General features: G+C 70.6%; 28 protein-coding genes. 1 reads left to right on the top strand and 27 read right to left on the bottom strand.

The features are described 5' to 3' along the window. Positions 1 to 178: 178 nt before the first annotated feature. The 18 genes from AB0761_RS28120 to AB0761_RS28035 all read right to left on the bottom strand — a co-directional run bounded on the left by AB0761_RS28120 (position 179) and on the right by AB0761_RS28035 (position 16,172). Positions 179 to 4,093, bottom strand: coding sequence for a phage tail tape measure protein (locus tag AB0761_RS28120; RefSeq protein WP_377271931.1), 3,915 nt, complete (start codon positions 4,091 to 4,093; stop codon positions 179 to 181). Continuing rightward, positions 4,080 to 4,205: a hypothetical protein gene (locus tag AB0761_RS28115; RefSeq protein WP_377271930.1), complete on the bottom strand. Its 126-nt coding sequence runs from the start codon at positions 4,203 to 4,205 to the stop codon at positions 4,080 to 4,082. The genes AB0761_RS28120 and AB0761_RS28115 overlap by 14 nt, the downstream gene beginning before the upstream one ends. A 14-nt stretch (positions 4,206 to 4,219) precedes the next feature. Then, positions 4,220 to 4,639 (bottom strand): hypothetical protein, encoded by a 420-nt coding sequence (locus AB0761_RS28110; RefSeq protein WP_377271929.1) that lies wholly within the window; start codon positions 4,637 to 4,639, stop codon positions 4,220 to 4,222. Between the two features lie 33 nt (positions 4,640 to 4,672). Further along, positions 4,673 to 5,080, bottom strand: coding sequence for a hypothetical protein (locus AB0761_RS28105; RefSeq protein ID WP_377271928.1), 408 nt, complete (start codon positions 5,078 to 5,080; stop codon positions 4,673 to 4,675). A 6-nt stretch (positions 5,081 to 5,086) separates the two neighbouring features. Continuing rightward, positions 5,087 to 5,512, bottom strand: coding sequence for a hypothetical protein (locus AB0761_RS28100; protein WP_377271927.1), 426 nt, complete (start codon positions 5,510 to 5,512; stop codon positions 5,087 to 5,089). Further along, positions 5,512 to 6,264 (bottom strand): hypothetical protein, encoded by a 753-nt coding sequence (locus AB0761_RS28095; protein WP_377271926.1) that lies wholly within the window; start codon positions 6,262 to 6,264, stop codon positions 5,512 to 5,514. The genes AB0761_RS28100 and AB0761_RS28095 overlap by 1 nt, the downstream gene beginning before the upstream one ends. Further along, positions 6,265 to 6,720, bottom strand: a complete 456-nt coding sequence (locus AB0761_RS28090; RefSeq protein ID WP_377271925.1) for a hypothetical protein — start codon at positions 6,718 to 6,720, stop codon at positions 6,265 to 6,267. It lies immediately after the preceding gene. A 1-nt stretch (position 6,721) separates the two neighbouring features. Continuing rightward, positions 6,722 to 7,096 (bottom strand): hypothetical protein, encoded by a 375-nt coding sequence (locus AB0761_RS28085; protein WP_377271924.1) that lies wholly within the window; start codon positions 7,094 to 7,096, stop codon positions 6,722 to 6,724. Positions 7,097 to 7,099: 3 nt separating this feature from the next. Further along, positions 7,100 to 8,155 (bottom strand): hypothetical protein, encoded by a 1,056-nt coding sequence (locus AB0761_RS28080; RefSeq protein ID WP_377271923.1) that lies wholly within the window; start codon positions 8,153 to 8,155, stop codon positions 7,100 to 7,102. Positions 8,156 to 8,194: 39 nt separating this feature from the next. Next, on the bottom strand, positions 8,195 to 8,425 hold the full coding sequence (locus tag AB0761_RS28075; protein ID WP_377271922.1) for a hypothetical protein: 231 nt from the start codon (positions 8,423 to 8,425) through the stop codon (positions 8,195 to 8,197). Between the two features lies 1 nt (position 8,426). Further along, positions 8,427 to 8,702 (bottom strand): hypothetical protein, encoded by a 276-nt coding sequence (locus AB0761_RS28070; protein WP_377271921.1) that lies wholly within the window; start codon positions 8,700 to 8,702, stop codon positions 8,427 to 8,429. Positions 8,703 to 8,842: 140 nt separating this feature from the next. Continuing rightward, entirely contained in the window at positions 8,843 to 9,358 is a 516-nt protein-coding gene (locus AB0761_RS28065; RefSeq protein WP_377271920.1) for a hypothetical protein, read from the bottom strand. 24 nt (positions 9,359 to 9,382) lie between these two features. Further along, on the bottom strand, positions 9,383 to 10,750 hold the full coding sequence (locus tag AB0761_RS28060) for a phage major capsid protein (protein WP_377271919.1): 1,368 nt from the start codon (positions 10,748 to 10,750) through the stop codon (positions 9,383 to 9,385). After that, positions 10,747 to 11,889 (bottom strand): head maturation protease, ClpP-related, encoded by a 1,143-nt coding sequence (locus tag AB0761_RS28055; protein ID WP_377271918.1) that lies wholly within the window; start codon positions 11,887 to 11,889, stop codon positions 10,747 to 10,749. The genes AB0761_RS28060 and AB0761_RS28055 overlap by 4 nt, the downstream gene beginning before the upstream one ends. Then, a complete protein-coding gene (locus AB0761_RS28050) occupies positions 11,889 to 13,973 on the bottom strand; it encodes a phage portal protein (RefSeq protein ID WP_377271917.1) in 2,085 nt (694 codons plus the stop codon). Before AB0761_RS28050 ends, AB0761_RS28055 begins: the two co-directional genes overlap by 1 nt. Positions 13,974 to 13,988: 15 nt before the next feature. Beyond that, a complete protein-coding gene (locus AB0761_RS28045) occupies positions 13,989 to 14,120 on the bottom strand; it encodes a hypothetical protein (protein ID WP_377271916.1) in 132 nt (43 codons plus the stop codon). A gap of 44 nt (positions 14,121 to 14,164) precedes the next feature. Then, positions 14,165 to 15,670 (bottom strand): hypothetical protein, encoded by a 1,506-nt coding sequence (locus tag AB0761_RS28040; protein ID WP_377271915.1) that lies wholly within the window; start codon positions 15,668 to 15,670, stop codon positions 14,165 to 14,167. Further along, positions 15,654 to 16,172: a helix-turn-helix domain-containing protein gene (locus tag AB0761_RS28035; RefSeq protein WP_377271914.1), complete on the bottom strand. Its 519-nt coding sequence runs from the start codon at positions 16,170 to 16,172 to the stop codon at positions 15,654 to 15,656. The genes AB0761_RS28040 and AB0761_RS28035 overlap by 17 nt, the downstream gene beginning before the upstream one ends. A 285-nt stretch (positions 16,173 to 16,457) precedes the next feature. Here AB0761_RS28035 and AB0761_RS28030 point away from each other — a divergent pair, with 285 nt between their 5' ends. Then, on the top strand, positions 16,458 to 16,589 hold the full coding sequence (locus AB0761_RS28030) for a hypothetical protein (RefSeq protein WP_377271913.1): 132 nt from the start codon (positions 16,458 to 16,460) through the stop codon (positions 16,587 to 16,589). A 58-nt stretch (positions 16,590 to 16,647) separates the two neighbouring features. Here AB0761_RS28030 and AB0761_RS28025 read toward each other — a convergent pair whose 3' ends face one another. The 9 genes from AB0761_RS28025 to AB0761_RS27985 all read right to left on the bottom strand — a co-directional run bounded on the left by AB0761_RS28025 (position 16,648) and on the right by AB0761_RS27985 (position 20,602). Then, a complete protein-coding gene (locus AB0761_RS28025) occupies positions 16,648 to 17,040 on the bottom strand; it encodes a DUF6221 family protein (RefSeq protein WP_377274356.1) in 393 nt (130 codons plus the stop codon). Between the two features lie 11 nt (positions 17,041 to 17,051). Then, complete coding sequence (locus AB0761_RS28020; RefSeq protein WP_377271912.1) at positions 17,052 to 17,294, bottom strand: hypothetical protein; 243 nt, start codon at positions 17,292 to 17,294, stop codon at positions 17,052 to 17,054. Positions 17,295 to 17,359: 65 nt separating this feature from the next. Further along, the gene (locus AB0761_RS28015; RefSeq protein ID WP_377271911.1) at positions 17,360 to 17,581 is read right to left on the bottom strand and encodes a hypothetical protein; all 222 of its coding nucleotides are present in this window, start codon (positions 17,579 to 17,581) and stop codon (positions 17,360 to 17,362) included. 132 nt (positions 17,582 to 17,713) lie between these two features. Next, positions 17,714 to 18,250 carry a hypothetical protein gene (locus AB0761_RS28010; RefSeq protein ID WP_377271910.1) on the bottom strand — a complete coding sequence of 179 codons (537 nt, stop codon included), beginning with the start codon at positions 18,248 to 18,250 and terminating at the stop codon, positions 17,714 to 17,716. Positions 18,251 to 18,302: 52 nt separating this feature from the next. Beyond that, entirely contained in the window at positions 18,303 to 18,851 is a 549-nt protein-coding gene (locus AB0761_RS28005) for a hypothetical protein (RefSeq protein WP_377271909.1), read from the bottom strand. After that, on the bottom strand, positions 18,848 to 19,117 hold the full coding sequence (locus AB0761_RS28000; protein WP_377271907.1) for a hypothetical protein: 270 nt from the start codon (positions 19,115 to 19,117) through the stop codon (positions 18,848 to 18,850). The genes AB0761_RS28005 and AB0761_RS28000 overlap by 4 nt, the downstream gene beginning before the upstream one ends. Then, positions 19,110 to 19,271, bottom strand: coding sequence for a hypothetical protein (locus tag AB0761_RS27995; RefSeq protein ID WP_377271906.1), 162 nt, complete (start codon positions 19,269 to 19,271; stop codon positions 19,110 to 19,112). Before AB0761_RS27995 ends, AB0761_RS28000 begins: the two co-directional genes overlap by 8 nt. Before the next feature lie 15 nt (positions 19,272 to 19,286). Then, on the bottom strand, positions 19,287 to 20,231 hold the full coding sequence (locus tag AB0761_RS27990) for a DUF2637 domain-containing protein (protein WP_377271905.1): 945 nt from the start codon (positions 20,229 to 20,231) through the stop codon (positions 19,287 to 19,289). Between the two features lie 245 nt (positions 20,232 to 20,476). Beyond that, positions 20,477 to 20,602, bottom strand: a complete 126-nt coding sequence (locus AB0761_RS27985) for a hypothetical protein (protein WP_377271904.1) — start codon at positions 20,600 to 20,602, stop codon at positions 20,477 to 20,479. Positions 20,603 to 20,672: the final 70 nt, after the last annotated feature.

Below are 20,672 nucleotides of genomic sequence, written 5' to 3'. Positions count from 1 at the left end.
CCGTCCAGGTTCGAGATGGTCAGGGCGCAGCGGCCGGGGTCGATCTGGGAGCCCTCGGCGGACCGGCCTCGGGTGATGGTGATGTTGTCCCGGCTGTAGACGTACGTGGTGATGTCCGTCCACGTGCCGCCGAGCTGCACCTCGGCGGTGATCGGCAGGATCGTCTGCGGAAACGCCATCAGCTCGCCCTCCCCAGTACGGCCTGCACGTTCCCGCCCCTGGTCTGGATGCTCTTCCGCAGCGGGTCGATGACCAGCTCGCCCAGCGTCGTGGTGCCGATCTGCAGCTGGATGACCAGCGGGCCCATCCCGGCTGACCCGGCGGCCGCCATTGCCCTGGACTGCCCGGCCGGGTACACCGTCGATCCGAACGGCAACCTCACCAGTTCGGGGCCCTGCTCCCCGACCCACGTCAGCGCCGAGCGGGGGCCGCCGCCGGCCGCGCCGATGATCCCGCCGGTGGCCTTCTTGCCGATGGCCTTCTTGATGGCGTTCTCCAGGGCGGTGGCGATCCCGGCCATGGCTTTCTCGATGCGGGCCTTGTTCTTCTCCAGCCCCTTGACGACGCCCTCGGCTGCCTTGATGCCGGCGCCGTACATGGCGTCGGCGGTCGTCGTGCCGGCCGCGGCGGCGGACTTCTTGATCGCGGCCTGCATCGAGTTGAGGTCCTTGATGTCGCTCTTGCTGGCGCCCATGAGGGCGGTGGCGGTCTCCAGGCCGCCACCGTCGATGCCGGCCTGGGCGATCTGGGAAATGGCGTCGGCGGACAGGCCCTTCTTCTTGAGCGCCGCCAGGGCGTTCGCGAAGCTGCTGGCCTTGTCCTTGGCCTCGTGCAGGGAGTCGCGGATGGACGACACCGTCATCCGGCTCTCCCCGCCGGATCCGCGGGTGATGTTGCCGAACGCCACGATCCCGGACGCGACGCTGTCCTTGAGCTGCGCAAACGAGTCCTTCAAGCTCGCGAGCTTGTCCTTCGCGGCGGTCAGCGCCGAGTTGACCTTGTCCCACAGCTGCTGGTTCTTCAGCATCGCCCGCCCGGCGACGTCCATGTCCCGCAGCAGCCGCGACTCGGTACTGCCGTGCGTCGACGCCTTGATGACCCCCGCCCACTTGTTCAGCGCGTCGACGAGGCTGCCCGTGTCCGTGGGCTTCCCGAACGCGTGCTGGAACTCATCCGCCTTGTACCCGGCCATCTGACCGAAGTGGGAGATGGACAGGTCTCCCCGGGCCGAGGCGGCCGCATCGTGCTCCGCCCGGGCCTGGTCCCCCGCCTTCCCCTTCGCCTTCAACAGGCGACTGCTGGTCGTCCCGGCCGGGATCACCGTGGATCCGTACGGGAGGTGGACGAGCTCGGGGCCCTGCTCGCCAACGAGGACGTCACCGCCGCGGGCACCACCGGTCGCCGCGGTACTGCCGCCCACGATGCCGCCCGTCGCCTTCGCCTGGGAGCCGAACGCGGACCCCGTCGCCGGGTTGTAGTGGCTGTCGTAGAACGTCGTGACGTGGACTGAGGCGGTGCTGCCGTCCAGCGCCTCCCGCTGCGCCTCCACCCGCCGCAGAGCGGCCTCGGCACTGCCGCTCTGCACCGTGACCATGACCTTGCCGTTTTTCAGGTGGGTGACCTTGAACCCGAGGTCCTGCAGCTGCTGAATCGCGACCGTGGTCAGCGTGTCCACGGTGATGCTCTTCTTGCCCGGAGTCGCCTTCATCTTCGTGATGACCTCGTCCAGGCCGGTAATGGCGTCCTGCGTCTCCAGCTTGACCTGGACGTCCTTGTCCGGAATCTGCAGGATCTTGTCGGCCAGCTCGGTCGCCTGCTGCGCATTCAGGCCCATCGCCTCGGCGGCCGCGATCAGCTGGCTGCGGCCACGCTCGTAGGTCGCGGTGATGGTCTCCCACGAGTCGTGGTTCTTCACCCCGGCCAGCGTCGCCGCGTCGGTCTTCGCGGCGAGGTCGGTCAGCGCGGCCTCCTCGGCGCGCGCCTTGGCGCTGTTCAGGTCGAGGACACCGTTGCGCTCATGCAGCGCCTTCCCGTTGTCCTTGACCGCCTGCGTCGCCGCGTCGATTGCGGCCTCGAAGGCGGCCTGCGCGTCCAGGTCGCCGCGCTGCACGTCGTTGAGGGCCTGCAGTGCCTTCTGCAGCCCTTCCGCCGACTGCGCCTGTGTGTCGAGCTTCTCGGTGGTCTTCTGCGCCTGCTCGCCGAACACGCCCATCGTCTCGGCGTTGATCTTCTGCTCTGCTGCCACATCCGCGACTGCGCCCTGGTATTTGGGCAGGAGGTCGGTGACGTCCTTCAGCGAGTAGCCCTGCGCGAGCGCCGCCTTCTTGATGGTGTCGAAGTCCTTGGCGGCCTGGTCCGCGTGGCCGTCCGACACCAGCCCGGTCAGGGCGTCATCGAGCGCGCCGAAGTCGGCCTTCAGCGCGGAGAGGGACTGGTGGCCCTTGGCCAGGTCGTTGGTCTTGCCCGCGAGCCAGTCCGCGGCGTCGTCGAGGCCGGGGATGCGGAAGCCGTAAGCGGTTTTGTTCATCTTCTCGGCCTGCGACTGCAGAGAGCCGATCTTCGACACGAGGCCGTCGACGTCGCCGAACGTCTTCTGCAACTCCCCGGTGAACTTCCCGGTGTCCGCCAGGTTCTTCAGCGACGTGGTGAGCTTGTCGACGTCCGGCGGCGCGCCCTTGGCCTCGTTGGCGAGCTTGCTGATACCGACGGCGATCAGGCTGACGACACCGGCTGCGACGAGGGACCGCTGCATCATGCTCATCGACGAGGCGAGGCCGCGGATCCCGCCGCCGGCCGCCGCGGCGGCGTCCTTCATATAGAGGATCTTCAGGGCCATCGTCTCGTAGATGGACCCCAGAGCGGCGACGGCCTTCCCACCGGCCGCCCACAGTGCCTGGACCGCGGCGGCTGTCTTCAGTGCCGCGCTCAGCGCGATGACTGCGGCGAGCAGCCCAGCGGTGGCCTCCGCGACGGCGATGGTGGCCTGCTTGTGGGCGAGGAGGAAGGTGACGGCCCTCTGTACATAGGGGATGAGCTTCTCCCCCAGCGTGATCATCAGGGCGTCGAAGCTGGACTGCAGCGCCTTCATCTGGAACGCGAACGTCTGCTGCGTCGCCTCCCACGCCGCGCCGAAGTTGCTGGCGCCCTTCGCCAGCGCGGGGTACTTCGACTCCAGCCGGTCCATCTGCGACAGCAGCACGTTCAGGCCCGCGCCAGCCTTCCGGCCGAAGGCGTCGGTGACGATCTGGCCCTGCTCCTTCGCACCGATCCCCGCCTTGTGCATACGGTCGACGAGGTCCTCGAGGGCGAGCTTCAGGCCGCCCTTCTGCATGTCCTTGGCGAGGGTGTCCTGATCCAGGCCGAGTTTCTGCAGAGCGTTGCCTGCGCCCTGGATCGGGTTGGCCAGCGCCATGACGGACATCCGCAGCTGGGTGCCGGCGACCGCGCCGCGGATGTTGTTGTCACCGAAGACGGCGAGGGCGGCGCCGACGTCCTGGATGTTCAGGCCGAAGCCCTTGACGGTGGCGACCATGCCGCCGGAGAACGCTGCGGCGAGGTCCTGCATCTTCATGTCGCCGACGCCGACGGTGGCGTTGAGGACGCCCATGGCCTGGTCGAAGTCCTGCACGCCGGGGATGCCGGAGGCGACGGCGGCGGTGAGGGCGTTGGTGACGTCGACGAGGTCGGCGTGGCCGGTGGTGGCGCCCTTGGCGGCGGTCTGGACGAGGTCCAACGCCTTCTTCGAGCTGATGCCCATGGACTCGAAGTTGGACTCGACGTGGAACAGTGACTCGGCCAGCGAATCGGGGTCCTGGCCGACCTTCCCCGCCAGGTCCAGGACGCCCTTCTTCAGCCCGGCCATCTTGTCGGTCGCCACACCGGCCTGGGTGTGGAGCAGCGTCATCTCGGAGTCGAACTTGCTGGCCATCTTCACGGCCTCGACGCCGATGCCGACGACCGCCGCCGTGGCCAGCAGCGCGGTCTTGTGGAGCTTCGCTGTCGCCGCCTCCATGCCCGTGAGGCCAGCCTGCGACTGGGCGAGAACCGGGCCGGACAGGTTCTTCGCGGTGACGAGGATCTCAACTACATCCATCGTCGTCGTCCCTCCTCTCGTACTGGGCGATGGTCAGCAGGCGCAGCATCTCGGCGGGCTCGGCCAGTACCTCGCTGGGCAGCTTGTGCCAGCGGTCGCACAGGCCGAGCACCGTCCGGGCGTAGATCAGCTCGCCAGGCTCTCGGAGGGGGTTTCCATCGGAATCGACGCCTCCAGGGACGGCTGCCCATCGCTGGAGGTCTGCGACAAAGGGGCGGGCACTCCGTTGATGGCCTCGGTCCACGCGTCGATGACGGCGACGTTGAAGGCGACGTCCTGGGCGAGGATGCCGTCGATGGTGGCGGGGATCGGCTGCCCGTCCTCGTCCTCGGCGTTCCAGGAGACGAGGTTGGCGGCGAGCATGTCGAGCATGCGGCGGGTGCCGTTCTCCTCCTGCTCACCGCCGGCGTCACGGTCAGCCCGGGCGCCGGTGAGCTTGAGGAACTGGCCGGTATCCAAGCTCCGGACCATGACCTCCAGGCCCTCGAGGTCGTGTCCCTCCTGCCAGACCAGCTTGTAGGTCTTCCGCTTGACCTTGAATCCCACGTCAGGGGTCCTTTCTGTGGGTGCGCGGGAGTGTCAGCTCCAGGTCGGAACGGTGCCGTCGGCCAGGACACCCGGCACGGCTGCGGTGAGCTCACCCGAGTTGGAGCGGCTCAGCGGGTAGTCGGTGTAGAGCACCTCGTTGGCGAGGGTCTTGCCGGCCACGGTCAGGGTCGTCGTCCGCGCCACGGAAGTGGACGGCACGGTCTTGAAGACGTCGTGCGCCATGTTGGAGGCCGGGTCGAAGACGAGGTTCAGCGTGATGCTGAAGTCGGCGAGCAGGAGCAGCCGCTCCATCGCGCTCTTGTTGATCCCGGTCACGTCCTGCACAGCGCGCGGTGTGGCGAACTGGAGGTTGGTGACGTCGTTCACGATGGCCTGCGCGGTGCCGGACGCATCGTCCACCGAGCATGTCGTCCATCCGAGGCCGCTGGTCTTCGCCATGATGGGTCATCCCTTCTGCTGCTGGTCGGCGATGAGCTGCTGGTGCTCACCGAAGTCCTCCACCCAGTCCTGGGCCCGGGTGTGCTGTCGGTGGCGGCCGGTTGGGTTGCCCCGCCAGTCGCCGTCCCGCACGGCAAAGAGCTGCGGCCGGGTGCGGTGCTCCTGGAAGCACCGCTGTCCGCTGTCGAACTCGAAGACCGTGAGCCCGGAACCCGTGCGGCGTTCGCAGAACGTCCGCCCGGACTGGGCGCGGATGTACGCGGCCTGCCGCTGGCCGAGGTCGGTGCGCTCGTCGATGACGGACTGCCAGCCGCGTTGCCAGGCCTCGCAGCCGACCTGTTCGCATGCAGCGACGATGGTGGTGTCGCGGGGCTGGCGGATGCTGTAGGTCTGGTAGGCCTCGACGGGCATCGCGGGGTCGAACCTCGGCATCAGAACGTCACCCCCGCGATCGTGTTCTTGTTGATGACCACGGCGAACGTGAGCACCGTGAAGCCGCCCGTGGTCGCGGTCACGGCCCGCACGTAGCGGCGGATCGTCGTGGTGTTCGCGACGGCGATCCGCTGCGCGCCGGGCGCGGCCGTGATCTGCGTGAAGGAGAGCCCGGCGACGTCGGCGAACGTCGTGTTGTCTGCCGAGTCCTGGATCTTCACGGTGGCGTCGGTGCCGGTGAACGCGCTGACCTGGAGGTACGCCTGAGCGCCGAAGGACAGGGCGGCGGCGGTGTCGAAGCTGGTCCCATTGGTGGCCGCTCCATCGGTGCGCAGGCCGGCGGTGAGCAGGTTCCCCCACTCCAGGCCGTAGCCGTTGGCCTGGGCCTGCACGGCGAAGGTGAAGGAGCCGTCCTGACCGCGGGTGCCGTCGTAGTTGGCCTGCTTGGCGTTCAGGCAGGCCGCGGGGCTGCCCAGGGTGGTGCCTCGGCAGTAGGTGAGGATCACGTCGGTGGTGGGCAGCGCAGACAGCACCGCGTGCGCTGAGCCGGTCAGGGCCGGGTTGAAGTAGGCGCTGTATTCGATCCGGCCGTCCCGCAGCAGACCGATCCGCTCGAACGCGGACTTGTCGATGCCGGTGACGTCCTGGGTGCTGGCCGGGCCGCCGCCGATGTTGCCGAGCGCCCCGATGTCGCCGGAGAGGTTCACCCCCGCGACGTACAGGTTGTCTCCGAGCCCGCCCTGCTTGGCCATCTATGCCACCTGCTCCCAAAGGTCGTTGACGATGAGGGGCAGGACGATGGTGAAGACCCTGAAGACGGCCCCGTCCTGCTCCAGGTAGCCCGCCTGGGCGTCCAGCCCGATGCCGTGGATGCCGAAGACGTCGACCTGCCTGGCCAAGCCGCCCAGCGTGAAGTCGCCGTTGTAGGCCGCCATCAGCGTGTCGATGGCGGAAGTGAGCGCAGGGTCGATGGCGTCCTCGGGCTGCTGGGTGAGCGGGCTGTAGGCGCGGACGTTGAGGACCAGCCGCGCGGAGCTGGACGCCAGGCCAGACGACGGAACGGAGCCGAGGCGCTGCACCCACACGGCGGCTGTGAGGCCGCTGCCCGGAGCCGCCTTGGGTTCGTGGCCGTTGACCTGCTCGAAGAGGCCGGACGCGAGCACGTGGGACGCGACCGCATCGACGATGCCCTGGACATCGAGTGCCATGTCAGAGCTCCCTCGCCTTGATGGCGGCGCGGAAGGTGCGGTCCGCGCGGGCCTCGACACGCTGCTTCACTCGGCGGAACGTCGAGTAGCCCTTGAAGCGGGTGGTCGGGTAGTTGCGGGACCCGATGCCCTCCAGCCACGGGCCGTAGACGACACCACCGTCGGTGATGGCGAAGCGGTCAGGGCCCTGCCGGTCCACCCTCACCTGGGACTCGTAGTAGCCGGTGGGGTGTTGGAGGACCTGGCCGAGGACGCGGTGGACCTCGTCATCCGCCCACTGCGCCAGCTCCTCACCGGCGGCAGCGGTCCAGCGGGTGACCATCGCGGACGCAGTGCCGGTGAACAGCGGGCCGGCGGCGTTGACCTCGACGTCCATGGCTCACACCCCCCTCAGGCGGGCCTTGCGGCCGTGAGAGGCGTAGACCTGGCTCCGCAGGTCTGTGACACCGGAGCTGCTGACCACGCGCTCGGCCTGGCCGTTGCCGGTGCGGCGGGTGCGGGCGTAGCCGGTGGTCTCGCCCTGGAGGGTGGTGAGGGCTTCGGCGATGGCGAGGGTGCGGACCGGGCCGGGCACCAGGTGTCGCAGCACGGGGGTGCTGGTGGTGTGGGCGGCCGGGGTGGTGCCGAGGGCTCCGCGGTTCACCCGGAGGGTGCGGGGGGCGTAGATGGTGCTGCTGGTGTGGGTGGCGAGCACGGAGCCGTCCCACGCTCGGCGGACGATGAGGGTGTCGCCTGCGATGTCGGTGATGAGCATGCGTTCGGCGTCGAGCAGGATCGTCTCGCCCTCGGCGAAGGCGGTGCCGTCGTCGACCTGCACGGTGACGGAGGCGGCGGCTGCGGTGAGGTCGGCCTGCAAGGTCTGCCCGGTCGACACCATGCTCTTGCCGGTGACGATCAGCCGCTCCGTGCCGATCTGGAGGAGGTCCCCGACGCCGGCGGCCGCGGAGTCCGTCACCTGCACGGTGCCGATGGTGGCGTCGACATCTGCCGCCAGGGCGCCGGCCGGGGCGGTGTCTGCGCTGTAGCCCCACAGGCCGGTGATGGAGATGTCCCGCTGCCAGGTGTCGCCGCCGCCGAACGCCGCCGACGTGCCGATGTTCAGCTCCAGGAAGGTGTACGGGGGTTCGTCGCGGTCGTCGGCCCGGCGCAGGAAGTACTCGTCGGGCGGGATGACGACGCCGCCGCTGCTCAGCTCGGTCACGCTGATGAGGTCGTTGTCGTCGAGCCACAGCCGCCACGGGAACGCCCGCTGGCCGTTGGGCCAGTCGAAGGAGCGGGTGCCCTGCTGGGGGTAGAACCGGCGGTGGCACAGCCCCTCAACGCTGCGCGTCGCGGCCTCCAGGGCGCGGTCGATGCGCGCGTTGTCGCGGGCTGTGAGCTTGCTGTCCATCGCCTGCTGGACGTCCTCGCGGGTCGCATAGAACGGGGTGGTCATCGCCGGTTCACCTCCTCTCGGGGCTGGTTGCTGTGCTGGTCAGTCGGTGCTGGGCTCGAAGGTGAGGGTGTAGGCCTGGTGCGGCTCGAAGAGGTCGGCCGCTGCACCCTTGAGCGTCATGCTCAGAGCCAGGTGCGGCGTGTAGATCGACCACTCCTTGTTGCGGCCGTCCTGGTAGTCGGCCTCGAAGGACACCAGCGCCTGGCGGGCGTCGCCTTCGCCGGTCTCGACCTTCTGCCTGCACAGGACCTTCGCGGTGACGGTCGCCATGTCAGTCCTCCTCGCCGTCGTCACTGCCCGACGACGGTGCCGTCCGGTCGCCATCCGTCGAACGGGCAGAAGAGCTGTCCGTCCCGTCCGATGCGGAGGGGCTCTCCGTCTTCAGGGCACGCGACCGGCCCCTGCTGCCGCTCTCCTTCGGCGAACGCTGCGGCTTCTCGGGCGATGTCTCGGAGCTGCTCCCAGCTGATGGCTGCTCACCGCCCTCGACGGCGGGCGTCTCCTCGACGCCCGCGGTGGCCCCGCCGTGGCGGGTGATCTTCGGCATGGTGTCCTCCTCGATCCGGCCGCCGGCCCGCACACCGAGCGCTGCCGCCGACCCCTCGTCCGCGTGGCGCTCCGACCCGCAGTGGGGGCACAGGGGCACCCCCACTGCGAAAGCCGTCGTGCAGTCCAGGCAGACCCACGTCACAGCGACGCCGCCAGCTTTTCCGGCGACCGCTCGACGTGCAGGTCCCGCCGGAGGTAGAGGATCGCGCCGAGCTGGGCGTTCGTGCCGACGTCCGCGACGTTCAGCGACACGTGCGTGAACCCGTCCGACAGACTCGCGGCGTCGACCTCGATCGCGATGATCTGCTGCGACTCGGCCGAGGTGCCCGCGCCGCCTGGGTCGGCGATCGTCGCCGCAGCAGCCTGGGTGACCTTGGCCCAGGCCTCCGTACCCGCGAGCGTAGCCGCGGACTTCAGGTAGTAGTGGTCGATGACCGCCAGGTTCGAGCTGGTGCCGCCCGAGCCCGCGGTGTGCTGCTGCAGGGTGAAGGTGGGGTCGTCGCCCGCCGTTCCTGCGGCCTTGATGACGAGGATGGTGACGCCGCCCGCGTCGCGGAGCTTGACGCGCTTGCCGGTGACAGCGGCCGACGACAGGTCGACGGGGACCGCGCCGAGGCAGGCGTCGACGAGGCGCCCGAGTGCTTCCATGGCCATGGCTGAGGTGTCCTTTCCGCCTGGTCAGGCGAGCTTGACGATCGGGGACAGCGTGTTGCTGCTGCCGTTGGCGGGGGTGATCGCGGACTGGAGCCACGGCCGGCCGTCGACCCGCTCGATGATTCGGAAGGCGACCTCGTCGGTCTCGAAGTACCGCTCGTCGGACTGGCGGGCCTGCATGGCCTGCCGGTCACCGATGAGGTAGAACCCGAAGTCGATGAGGCTGAGGTCGCCGGCGGTGCCGGAAGCCGGGGTCTTCTCGGTGAAGATGACCGGGCGGCCGAGGAGGGTCATCGGCGGGGCGCCGATGGCCTGGCCGTTGGACATCCACATGGCCGGGGATGCGATGCCGTCGGTGCCGCGGGTCAGGGCCAGCTGTGCCAGGCTCGGGAAGGTGTCGATGGAGGCGACCCAGGCTGCGCGGGACAGGGACTGCGGGAGCATCCGCGAGTACATGGTGATGACGTCGATGAAGTCGATGTCGTTGCCGGAGCCGGCGCGGGTGACGGAGACCGCGGCGTTGGCGTTGAGGACGCCGAGGGGCTGGCCGACGCCGTTGCCGGTGAGGAACGCGGTGTCCTCAAAGAAGGACAGGGCCTCGGGGAACAGCTGGTCGATGAGGGCGCTGAAGCTGATGAGGCTGTCCTGCATCAGCTCGGACGGGACCTTGGCGAACGCGGTGAGCTTGCGGGCCTCCAGGACGACGCGGCTGAACTTCGCCTGAGACTCGGTGAGCTGCCCGGACTCCTCGGTCCAGTAGCCGACGACGCCGCCGTACACGCTGTTGGCGTTGCTGGTGGAGTCGATCGCGGGGAACGGCACCCGCAGGGTCTCCATGGGGATGACGCGGGCGCGCGGGCGGACGACCGCGGTCTCCAGGGCGACGCGGAGCAGCTCGGAGCGCAGCGTCTCGGGGATGAGGTAGCCGCCGTCGGAGGGGATGTCGGAGCTGAAGTTCTTCAGCTGCGCGAGCTTCGCGGCCGTCTCCGGGGTGGCGTCGGCGGCGTTGCGGCGGGCGATGGCCTGGAAGAACTCGCCAGAGGAGTTGAACAGGCCGTCGACCTTGGCGCCTTCGGCGTGCCGGTTGTACAGGCCCTGTGCCTGGTGGTTCTTCGCGGCGACCGAGGAGTACGGGTCGGGGGTGGCGGCCCGCAGGTCGGGGCGCTTGAGGTCCTCGGCGCCGTTGTCGCGGAGGAAGTCCGCGAAGCCCTTCTGGACGCCCTCGTCGACGAGGCGCTGCAGTTCGGTGCCCTCGCCCTGCTGCTTGTTGGCGTAGTTCTGGATGAAGTCCTTGAGGGTGTCCTTGGACTTCATGACGGCCTTGAGCTTCGCCGGGTCGGCGAGCATCTCCGCGAGCTCGTCGGACGAGCGCGGGATCGTGGGTGTGGTCACAGCAGTGCCTCCTTCAGGGCGGCGAACACGTCGTCCGCGCCGGGCGACGGTGCGGTCAGGTGGGCGACCATGGCTGCCCACCCGTCGGCCGCGCCATCGGGGGCGGCCTGGTCGGTGACGGGTGTCGACGGGTCGTCGTCGCTGCTCGGGGCGGCGGCGACGGGGGCGTCGGACGGGGTGTCAACGGGGTCCGGTGACGGGTCGGTGACGGCCGTCTCCGGGGTGGTGTCGGTGGGCTGCTCCTCCAGCGCCGGGCCCTCACCGGGCGCCGGAGGAGCGGTCTCGGGAGCTGCGCCGCACAGTGCCGAGAGGACCGCTTCGCCGATCCGCTGCGCGTCCGCGTCCACCAGCACGCTGGCGGCTGCGGTGGCCGGCGGCGGGGTGGTGGCGATGGCCGCGGCCAGGGTCAGCGCGGGGACGCGCTGCGCCGGCCGCGCGGTGAGGTTCGCCGGCGCGGGGGCCTGCTCGCGGCCGGCGTACCGGAAGACGCTGAGGTCCCAGGCGTTGCGCATCTCCGGCTCGTCGTCGCCGTCGGCGGCCCGGCTGGGGGTCACCTCGTCAGCGAGCCCGGCCGCGACGGCCTCGTCGGCGTTGTACCAGGTCTCGGCGAGCATCATCTGGCGCCAGTCCGCCGACGTCCCGCCTGCCTTAGAGGCGTAGGCGGAGGCGATGTTGTCGCTGATCTTGTCGAGCAGGTCAGCCATCTGCTGCATGTCCGCCGCGTTGCCGAGGCAGCCGCCCGACGCGTCGTGGATCATCAGCATGCTGTTGGGGGCCATGACGAGGCGGTCCCCGGCCAGGGCGATGACGGACGCGATGGACGCGGCGAGGCCGTCGACCTGCACGGTGACGGCGGCCGGGTGCGCCCGCAGCGCGTTGGCGATGCTGATGCCGTCGAAGACGCTGCCGCCGGGGCTGTTGATCCGGACTGTGATGTTCGGCGCGGTGATGGCGCGCAGCTCGGCGACGAGGTCCTCGGCGAGGGTGCCCCACCATCCGCCGATCTCGTCGTAGAGCAGCACCTCGGCGGTCTCTGCACCGGTGCCGTTGCGGATGCTGTACCAGGGCCGGGCGGCGGCCGTGGGGGCCTGGGGCCGCATGCCGGGGGCCCGCTCGCGGAGGTTGGTGATCCAGTCCATCAGCTCTCGCCCTCCTGGTCCCACACAGCCCGGACGGTGCCGCGGCAGCGGATCCCACCGAGGCAGTCGATGTAGCCCCCGCCGCCGTACGCCGCTTCAGCTGCGGCCAGGTCGGGGAACTCGGTGCCGTCGACGCTGGCGCAGGGCTCACACACATTGGCGTCGTGGACCTCGGTGGCGAAGTACTCCGCGACCGGCCCCTCAGCGAGAGCGGCCAGCCGGCCCGCATTCATCGCCCGGTGCAGCAGCCCGCCGAGGACATCGGTGCGGGCCCGGCCCTTCAGGCCCCGCAGGAACGCGACGACCCGTCCGGCCAGGGCCCGGCCGTCAGATCCCGGGCGGAACAGGCGCAGCGCCTCGGAGGCCGCCGAGGCCGTCATCCCGGACGCGAGCAGCTGCGCGGTCGCCGAGGCGATGTCCACCAGCTCGCCGCCGAAGGCGCGCACCGCCGGGGCTCGGTTGGTGAGCGCCGGGTCGGCCTCCGGCGCGGTGATGTTCACGCCCTGCGCCGCGGCCTCATCCACGACCTGCTGAGCGCCCTGCTGCGCCATCGCGCCGAGCGCCTGGCGGAGCACACCCGCGGCCCGGTCGGTGTCCAGCGTCAGGGCGCCGAGCGCGGCGGTGTCCTCGTCGTCCACCGCGGCCTGGATCTGGTCCGAGAGGGCGGCGTACCAGTCCTCTTCGACGCCACTCCAGTTGGCCAGCAGCGCCGTGAGGGCGGCGTCGTGCTGCTGCCGCACGTGCTCCAGCTCGGCGTCGCCGGCGTCGCCGGCGTCGCCGGCGTCGTCGGAGGCTGCGAGGAGCCGTGCGCGGGCCTCCGCGAACGGGTCGGCCGGGCGCCGGGCGGCAGTCCTGCGAGCAGCTGGCGCCGGGGCGGGCGGTGTGTTCTCCGGCCGCTGGCCGACGTACCGCATGTCCGGCAGCCCGCACGCGGGCAGGACCTCATCAGCGGCAAGACCGACCGCGATCAGCGTGGATGCCGCATTGGCCCGGGAGGTCAAGTCGGCAGCGTCCGCTTCACGATCGGCGGGCACGGGGGTGTCGTAGTCGAACTCCAGGCCCTCGCCGGTCGGACCGTACATCGGCAGCAGGTCGTTGTTCAGCGCGCCCTTGAAGCGCTCCAGGCGGGGGACGGTCAGCTCCTTGGCGAACCACACGTCCGACGCCTCGGCGCTCGCACGGTTGACGTCCTGGACCTCGCCGAGGGCGAAGGCGGGCATGCCGAACGCCTCGCGGATCACTTTCGAGCTGACGTCGCGGAGCTCGGCGAACTGCATGTCGCGCTGGCTGAGCTTGCGGTCGATCCACTGCATGCCGCCCTCGAGGATCGCCACCCGGTGGGCGGCCGCCACGCCTCGGTGCTGCTCGTTCCAGCGGGCGCGGAGCTGGTTGAAGTCCTCGTCGGTGAGGTTGTTGGGGACCTGGACGATGCCGCCCGGCTCCGCCGAGTTCCTGAAGAAGTTGGCGTTCCAGGCCGCCGAATACCGGGTGGCGTCGAGGTCGTGGAGGATCGCCTGGACCGGCCCCATGCCGCGGTAGACGTCCTCGGGGTTGGGCATGCGGATCTGGATGACCTCATCCAGGCCGAGGGGGACGCGCTCGCCGCCGGGGCTGGTATAGATGTACCCGGTCAGGTAGTGCTCCGGGTCGGGAACGGGCTCCATGCGGTCCGGGCGGACCGGCCACATCTCCAGCGGGATCGTGGACCGCGGGCTGCGGGCGAGGACCCACCAGCCCTCGCCGGTCAGGTCGATGTGCTGCTGCTCGGTCTCGACGAACTCCTGCCGGGTGAAGAACCGGTTCGGGCGGTTCCACAGGTCCAGGGCCGCATGTGAGGTGACCTCGACGCGGTCCTCGGGCCGGCCGCTCTTCGCCTTGCGGTACAGGCGCCAGTTGACCCGGCTGGTGCTGGTGCTGGTGCGGTTGACGATGGAGAAGAGGGTCCCGACCTGGCCCATGGCGCGGAGTTGGGCGCGGGCGCCGGCGAGTCCGCCGCCGAGGATGCCGAGGGGTGCGCGCTGGCCGTGGGCGGCGAAGGGGACGGGGGTGGTGGTGGGGAGGAGGGCGTTGAGGATTCGTCCCACAGCGCCCTCCCTTCGCTACAGCAGCGCCACCGCCATGAGCCCGATGCCTGCGAGGATCCACGCTGCCGGGGCGTAGATCTGCGCGACACCGAGGACTAGTACAGCAAATCCTGCGGTGAAAAGCATCATCGGCAGGAAATTCTTCATTCTGGGGAGTGCCCTCAGGGCGCGCACCGCAACCCTTCCCGTCCTCACGACAGCCACCTCACCCGAGGCACAGCCCCGGCATAGAACGCCAGCAGCAACGCATCCGCATTGTCCGGAGACCGGCCCGCCCGCTTCTTGATGTCGTCCTTCGGCTCCACCTGGATCCGCCCAGCAGCATCCACATCCCAGCGCGGCTCCAGCAGCTGAGCCACCGTCGTATCCGCGTTGTCCATCCCCGACAGATCCCAGCCTTGCCGCTCCGACAGGCCGCGGCCGAGCACCCACCACAGCTCTGCCCGCAAGTTCTTGAACTTGTCCGGCTCGCTGGCCCTCTCGCTCACGTTCACCGCGATGATCTGCGCCCGGTGCTCCCCGCGGCCGGCCGCGTTCCGCAGCTCACCGATCACGCCGAACCCCACACCGATGCTGTCGACCTTCACGGCGGTCGCGCCGGTCTCCTTGATCGCCTGGATGACCATCGGGGCGATCTTCTCCGGCCGATCCGTACGCGCCCGCCACTCCCGGCCCGCCCGCCGGCCACGCCGCTCCCGGATCACCGTCTCGTCACCACCACCGCCGACGTCCACACCCAGCTCGACAGGGAGCAGCTGCTCAGCGGGCGGGGCCTCATCGGGTCCGATCCGGCAGCGGGCGATGTCCGAGCCGCGGACCACCTTGTTGGGTGCGTCCTCGGAGAACTCCCCCAGCACCTTCGATCGGTAGAGGGGGTTGTCCTCGCCCCACTCCCCGGCTTTCTCCTCCACCCACTCCCGGCCCACCAGCGCCAGCGCCGTTGCCTCGGGGACGTCCTCGCCGGTCAGGTTCGGGGAGTCGAACGCCGAGACGCCGATGACGTGCCACCCGGAGCCCGGCGCGCAGACCTTGCGGAAATGGGAGGCAGGGTTGTCGGGGTTGCCGATCGCCAGGATCCGGCAGTCCGCGTTCGTCGTCAGCGCGTCGGCCGCGATCCACAGCTGCTCGGGGACACCGCACGCCTCGTCGATGATGACCAGCACGAACCGCGCGTGGATGCCCTGGAACGCCGACTCGTCGTGGTCGCCGGGCTTGCGGCCGAACGCCACCAGCTCATCCCCGATGACCCACTCGGTCTGGTTGGTGCGCCCGGGCAGCTTGCCCGCCCGCTGGTGCTTGCGGATGTACCGCCACAGGATCGCCCGCACCTGGGCGAACGTCGGCGCGGTGGTCACCACGAACGCCTCGCCGGGCGGATGGGTGTCCAGCCACCAACAGGCGATCAGCGACGCCACATGGGACTTGCCTACACCGTGGCACGCCCGGACCGCGGTGCGGCGGTGGTCCCGCACCGACCCCATGATCTGCGCCTGCTTCGACCACACGCCCTGTCGGAGGCGCCCGCGGACCCAGCCGACCGGATCGGCGCCGTACCGGCCGGCGCGCACGGCGAGGGCCTGCCGGTCCACGTGCTCCCGGACCCGGTCCCGGATCGCGCGCAGCTGGACGGTGTCGCCGGCGCGGATCAGTTGCTCGACCTGGTCGCGGACGGCTTCGAGGTCAGGCGTCGCCGTCATCGCCGGGATCGCTGTCGGGGGCGTTGTTGGTGAGGAGGGTGAGGATCTCCGCGCCGAGCTTCTCCGCGTCCACGCTCACGCGGTTGGGGGCGTCGAGGCCGAGGAGGCGGGCGCGGCGCTCGGAGATGCGGACCAGCCGGTCGATGGCGTTGAGGACCGGGCCGTCGTCCTCCAGCGGGGCGCCGTCGTGCTGCACGACCTTGCCGTGGGAGACCGTCAGGTGCTGCGCCTCCAGGACCCGCATCGCGGCCTGGTAGAGGACGTCGAGGCGGTCAAGTTCCAGCTTGCGGGCGGCGGCGGCTGGTTCGGCGACGGTGTCGGCCAGGCCCTGTTGCACGGTCTCGAAGGCGGCGGACTTGCTGATGCCGAGGTGTTCGGCGATCTGGTCGTAGGTGAGTCCGTGGGAGCGGAGTTCGAGGGCGTTGGCGCGGCGTTGGGCTGCTTCGAGGGTGCGGGTGTAGCGGCCCCAGCCGTCGCGGCCGTCCTGGTTGGGGTTGGCCATGGTCACCTCCTGGCGGCCATGTTCCCATGCGCTCAGCGAATGAATGCTCCTCGATTATGCGGCTCAGCACATGAACGGGCCTACCGGGATCCGCAATATCTGCGTGTCACAGTGGGTCGGCGAGTATGGTGCGGCGCCATGAGCCGAGCGATCGATGACCCCAGACCCGTCCCCACCCCGTTCGGATGGTGCGCCCCCTGCATTCGTGAGGGGGTGTGGTTGCGCGCTGTGACGCTGTGGGAGGGAACAGCTCAGTGCGGGCAACATCTCGTGCACACGGCTGGCGTGGGTGACATCGACCTCAGTCACGTCACCGAAGCCGTACCGGAGGAACGCCGTGAAAGCGCCGCGATCCTGGCGGTGCTGGACCAACTGCGCGAGGGCATTCACGCCGATCGCGCCATCGCCGGGTTCTGACAACGCAGAGGCCCCGCCAGCCTGTTGGTCTGGCGGGGCCTCCGTGTGCCGGCAGCGGTCAGGCGTCGGGTGCCCACTCGGGCCGGTAGTCGGGGTGCGAGGCGTAGGGCAGGGCCAGGCAGAAGAGCGGGAACAGCGGCCACTCGTCCACCGAGTTCGCCTCGTACTCGGCGATGATGCGCCGTTTGGCGTCGACCTCGGCCAGCACCCGCCGGGGGTCGTGCCGGGCGATGTGCGCCATGCGGTCTTCAGACCGCTCTTCCATGACGGGCAGATGTGCCACCGCGCCGCGCAATCTGCCGTCCGTGGTGTACCGCACGACGGCTGGCCATGATGGCAAACCGAGCGGGTCTTCGCCGCTGAAGTCGGTCTCCCATGCTTGCTGACCTCGCCCACCAGCTGCTCGGGCGGTTTGCTCGTCGTCGTCGAGGCGGGCCCGCAGGAACGCCACCAGGTCATCGCTCACGCCGGACCCCCGTAGTAGCCGTCCATCTGCACGTTCAACTCGGCCAGGTCCGGATGCTGCGCCACATCGCGGGCTTCCCCGGCGGCCATTGCGGCGGCGAAGCGGCGCATGCCGCCCGTCGCCCGGGCTGCGGCGGCGCACATGTCCAGCTCGGCGGCGAACTGACGGATGCGGGCGGCCATGAGGCGGAGCACGCGGGCCCGCAGCTCGTACGGGTCATGCGGGTCGGGTGCGCTCATGGGGGTCATCCTCTCGCGGGTGGGCCCGACCCGGCAGGCAGTCGGGGCGGGCCGGTCAGGTCGGGTCACAGTCCCCAGCGGGACCGCCGGGCGACCTTGGCAGCGTCGCGGGCCTTCCCGTCCGCGTCCTTCGCCTTCCTCCGCAGCCGGGCCGCCTCAGCCGGGTTGTCCGTCGCGGACGCCTCCATACGGCGCCCCTCGGCGATGCCCTGCCACTTGGACACCTCACCGTCGAGGTGGTGCTGCGTGTCCTGCGGGGTCTTGGAAGTGCGGGACCAAATGGCCATGATGATCTCCGTCTCGTGTGATGCGGGATGGACCCGGGCGGCCGCGGAGCTTGCCGGCGTGGCGGCCGCCCGGGAGTCTCCGCCCCTCCCCCGGTGGGGGAGTAGGCGGGTAGGTAGGTAGGTTTCCGCTGGTTACGCGGCTGAGCTACCGGTGTCTCGGATGAGGACCAGGTGCGGGGGAGTGGGCACGGCCTCTCCCCCACCGGCCGCGGCGAGGTCCGCGGCGTGGACGCCCGGCCGGTTCGTGCGGCCGAGGTTGAGCTGATCGCGGACGGGGATCCCGAGGCGCTCCAGCGACAGTCGGACCGTGGAGGTGCGCAGCCCGGCGGGGATCGATCCGCGGTCGACGAGGGCGTCGCGGATGTCGGTCACGTGGACGCCGGTGCGGTCCCCGATCAGCCCGCGGATGACGCCGAGGACGTACGCCCGCTGCTCCTCGACCGGCGCGGCCGGCTGCTCCTCGGGCTCCTCGACATCGCCCTCGGCCTCCGCTGCTGCTCCCTCAGCCCGCCACCCGGCGACCAACAGCGCGACGGCCAGCACCGCCATGGTCGGACGAGACCGCTCGACCATCCGCCAACCAGCCCACAGCCAGAACGCCAGCCACCCCGTGCGCCAGGCACGCGCCTTCCAGCCCTCCCCCTGCCCGGCCACTCCACGATCCGCCACAGCACCGCGGGTACACCTCGGCCGAACCGGTCCAGCGCCCGTCGCAGTGCCTTCACAGAACGGTCCCGGAGAGCATGCCGCCGCCGGAGGTCAGCGCCGGGAGCAGCGCAGCGGCGACGAGTCCGGCAATGCCGTTCGCACCACCGAGGGTGATCCCCGAGTACGCGCCGGACAGGATCTTCAGACGGGTGCCCTTGTCGGCCTTCTTGGCGACCAGGTAGAGCGTGACGATCGCGGCGATGTAGAGCACTGCCGCCCCGGCGGTCATGACCCCGGCCGACGACCGGACCGCGGACTGTGACGGGGCACCGGTCAGCACGCGGATGACGGTGTCTCCCCCGCTGCCGGACCGGGCGACGATCCACCGGCCGGCGTTGCCGATGACGCCGCCGGAGCAGGTGGAGGCGAGCGCCCCGACGCAGAACGAGGCGATCCACGGGATCAGGGACTTGACGTCTCGGGACCGGCCGGCGGCCGCCGGCGCTGCGCCCTTGCCCTTGCCCACTGGGGCGGCTGAGCCTTTGCCGCCGCGCCACCATGGGACGAGGACGGGCAGGGAGGCGAGGACGCCGAGGAGGATGCAGCCGAGGGTGACGATCATGAGTGCGCTCCGGTGAGCCAAGTGAGGGTGGGCCCGAGGACGGGCCAGGTGAGGGCGAGGCCGGCCAGCGTGGTGGCGAGCAGCGCGCGGGTGGGCCAGCAGTGCCACCGGCGGTCGACCAGCGCGGCGGCCACCATGAGGGCCAGGGCGACGCCGTACTCGTCACCGGCCACCGCGAGGACCGGCCGATAGAGCGGCAGGGCGGCGACGCCGGCCGCCAGGGCGGTGCCGTTGTAGCCGAGGCGGAGCCAAGACAGGTCAGCCATGGTGCGCCGCCAGGGTGACGATGACGGCGACCCAGGCGAGGGCGGTGGGGGCGATGACGGCGATGGGATGGGCGGGGTCACGGCGCAGCACAGCGCGCAGCCCGAGGGCAGCGAGCACCGCGACCGAGGCCCACCCGAAGGTGAGCAGCAGCACGGGGGGTCTCCCAGGTCAGGCGGTGCGCAGGGTGGTGGGCGCTGCGGGCAGCTGGGCGAGACCGGGCTCTACGGCCTCGATCTGCTTGCGATAGTTCCCGCGGCAGGTGGCGCCGGACGGCCGGACACCGGTGGCCTGGAAGACGGCTTCCTGCATCTGCTGCGTGCCAGGCCGGAAGCCGGTCACGTACAGGGTGCGGATCGCGGTGAGGGCCGCGGCGTCCGGACCGGTGTAGAGGGGCAGCGCGGCCAGGGTGGGACCCGGTTGGGGCTGCACGGGCGCGGCCGCGACGGGCGCGGGCTCGGCCGGCAGCGAGACAGGGGCGGCAGCAGGCGCAGCCTGCAAGACGGGTGTCACCGGGGCGGCGACGGGAGCCGTCACCGGGGCATCCGTACGGGCGATGACGCTGGTCACCGGGGTGGTGACGGCCGACATCGGGTCGAGATTGTCCAGCCGCACGCCGACTGCCTCGCGGAGCGTCCGCCAGGACCTCACCGGGTACATCAGCCAGCCGATCACCGGGATGTGCGGCAGCCGCTCGGCCACCAGCCCGCGCTCGGCGCGCTGCTCATCGCGGACGTCGCGGCGGTGCAGCTCGAAGAGCAGCTCGACGGCGGCCGACACGGAGGCGAGTCCGGCGGCCGCGGGCAGTCCGGCGATGGTGTAGCCGTGGTTGTAGTTCAGGACGCCGGAGACGGCGACGAAGCCGACGGTGGCGAGGCGGGGCAGGCCGGCGGGGGTGTTGCGCTCGACGGCGCGGCGGGCGTACTCGGCGCAGATGAGGCCGGCGGCGTCGAACATGAGGGAGAGGCCGTAGGCGAGCCAGGGGGCCATGCCCCAGCCGATGAGCTGGTGGCTGATGGACCAGGCTGCGGCGGCGAGCATCATCGCGAGGACGAGGAACCAGGCCAGGCGGATGGGGCTGCTGAGGCCGCGGCGGGTGGTGGTGAGGATCTTCATCGGACGCCCCTGGACGGGGTGTCGACGGGGGTGGTGACGGCATCAGGGCACGTCACGGTACTGTTTTGCCCAGCCATGGGAGGTCAACTCTCCTGTGGTCAGGGCCTGGGCTGGGGCTGCGATCCCCACGCCTGGGCCCGTTTTTCGTTTGTGGGGTGGTGCTCGGCACCGCTGCGTCGGTGACGTTGTCCGCAGCTTACTCCGACGGTCCGTCAATTTGCTGTCAACGGGGTGTCGGACGGGTGTCAGTCGTCGCGGTGGTCGGCGTTGCGGCAGAGCCAGGAGCAGTAGCCAGCGGGGGCGGCGGGGTTGGTGATCGGGTGGTTGCACTCGGCGCAGCGGGCGTCGGGTGGGGCTGTGGTGGTGGGCATGGGGTGCTCCCGGGTGGTCGGGGTGGTGCGGGTGACCGGGGCTCTGCCACTGAGCTACGGATGCGGGGCC

The organism is Peterkaempfera podocarpi (assembly GCF_042466665.1).
Taxonomy (GTDB): Bacteria; Actinomycetota; Actinomycetes; order Streptomycetales; family Streptomycetaceae; genus Peterkaempfera; species Peterkaempfera podocarpi.
Note: the sequence above shows the minus strand (reverse complement) of the source record. Positions and strands in the feature narration are given on the sequence as shown.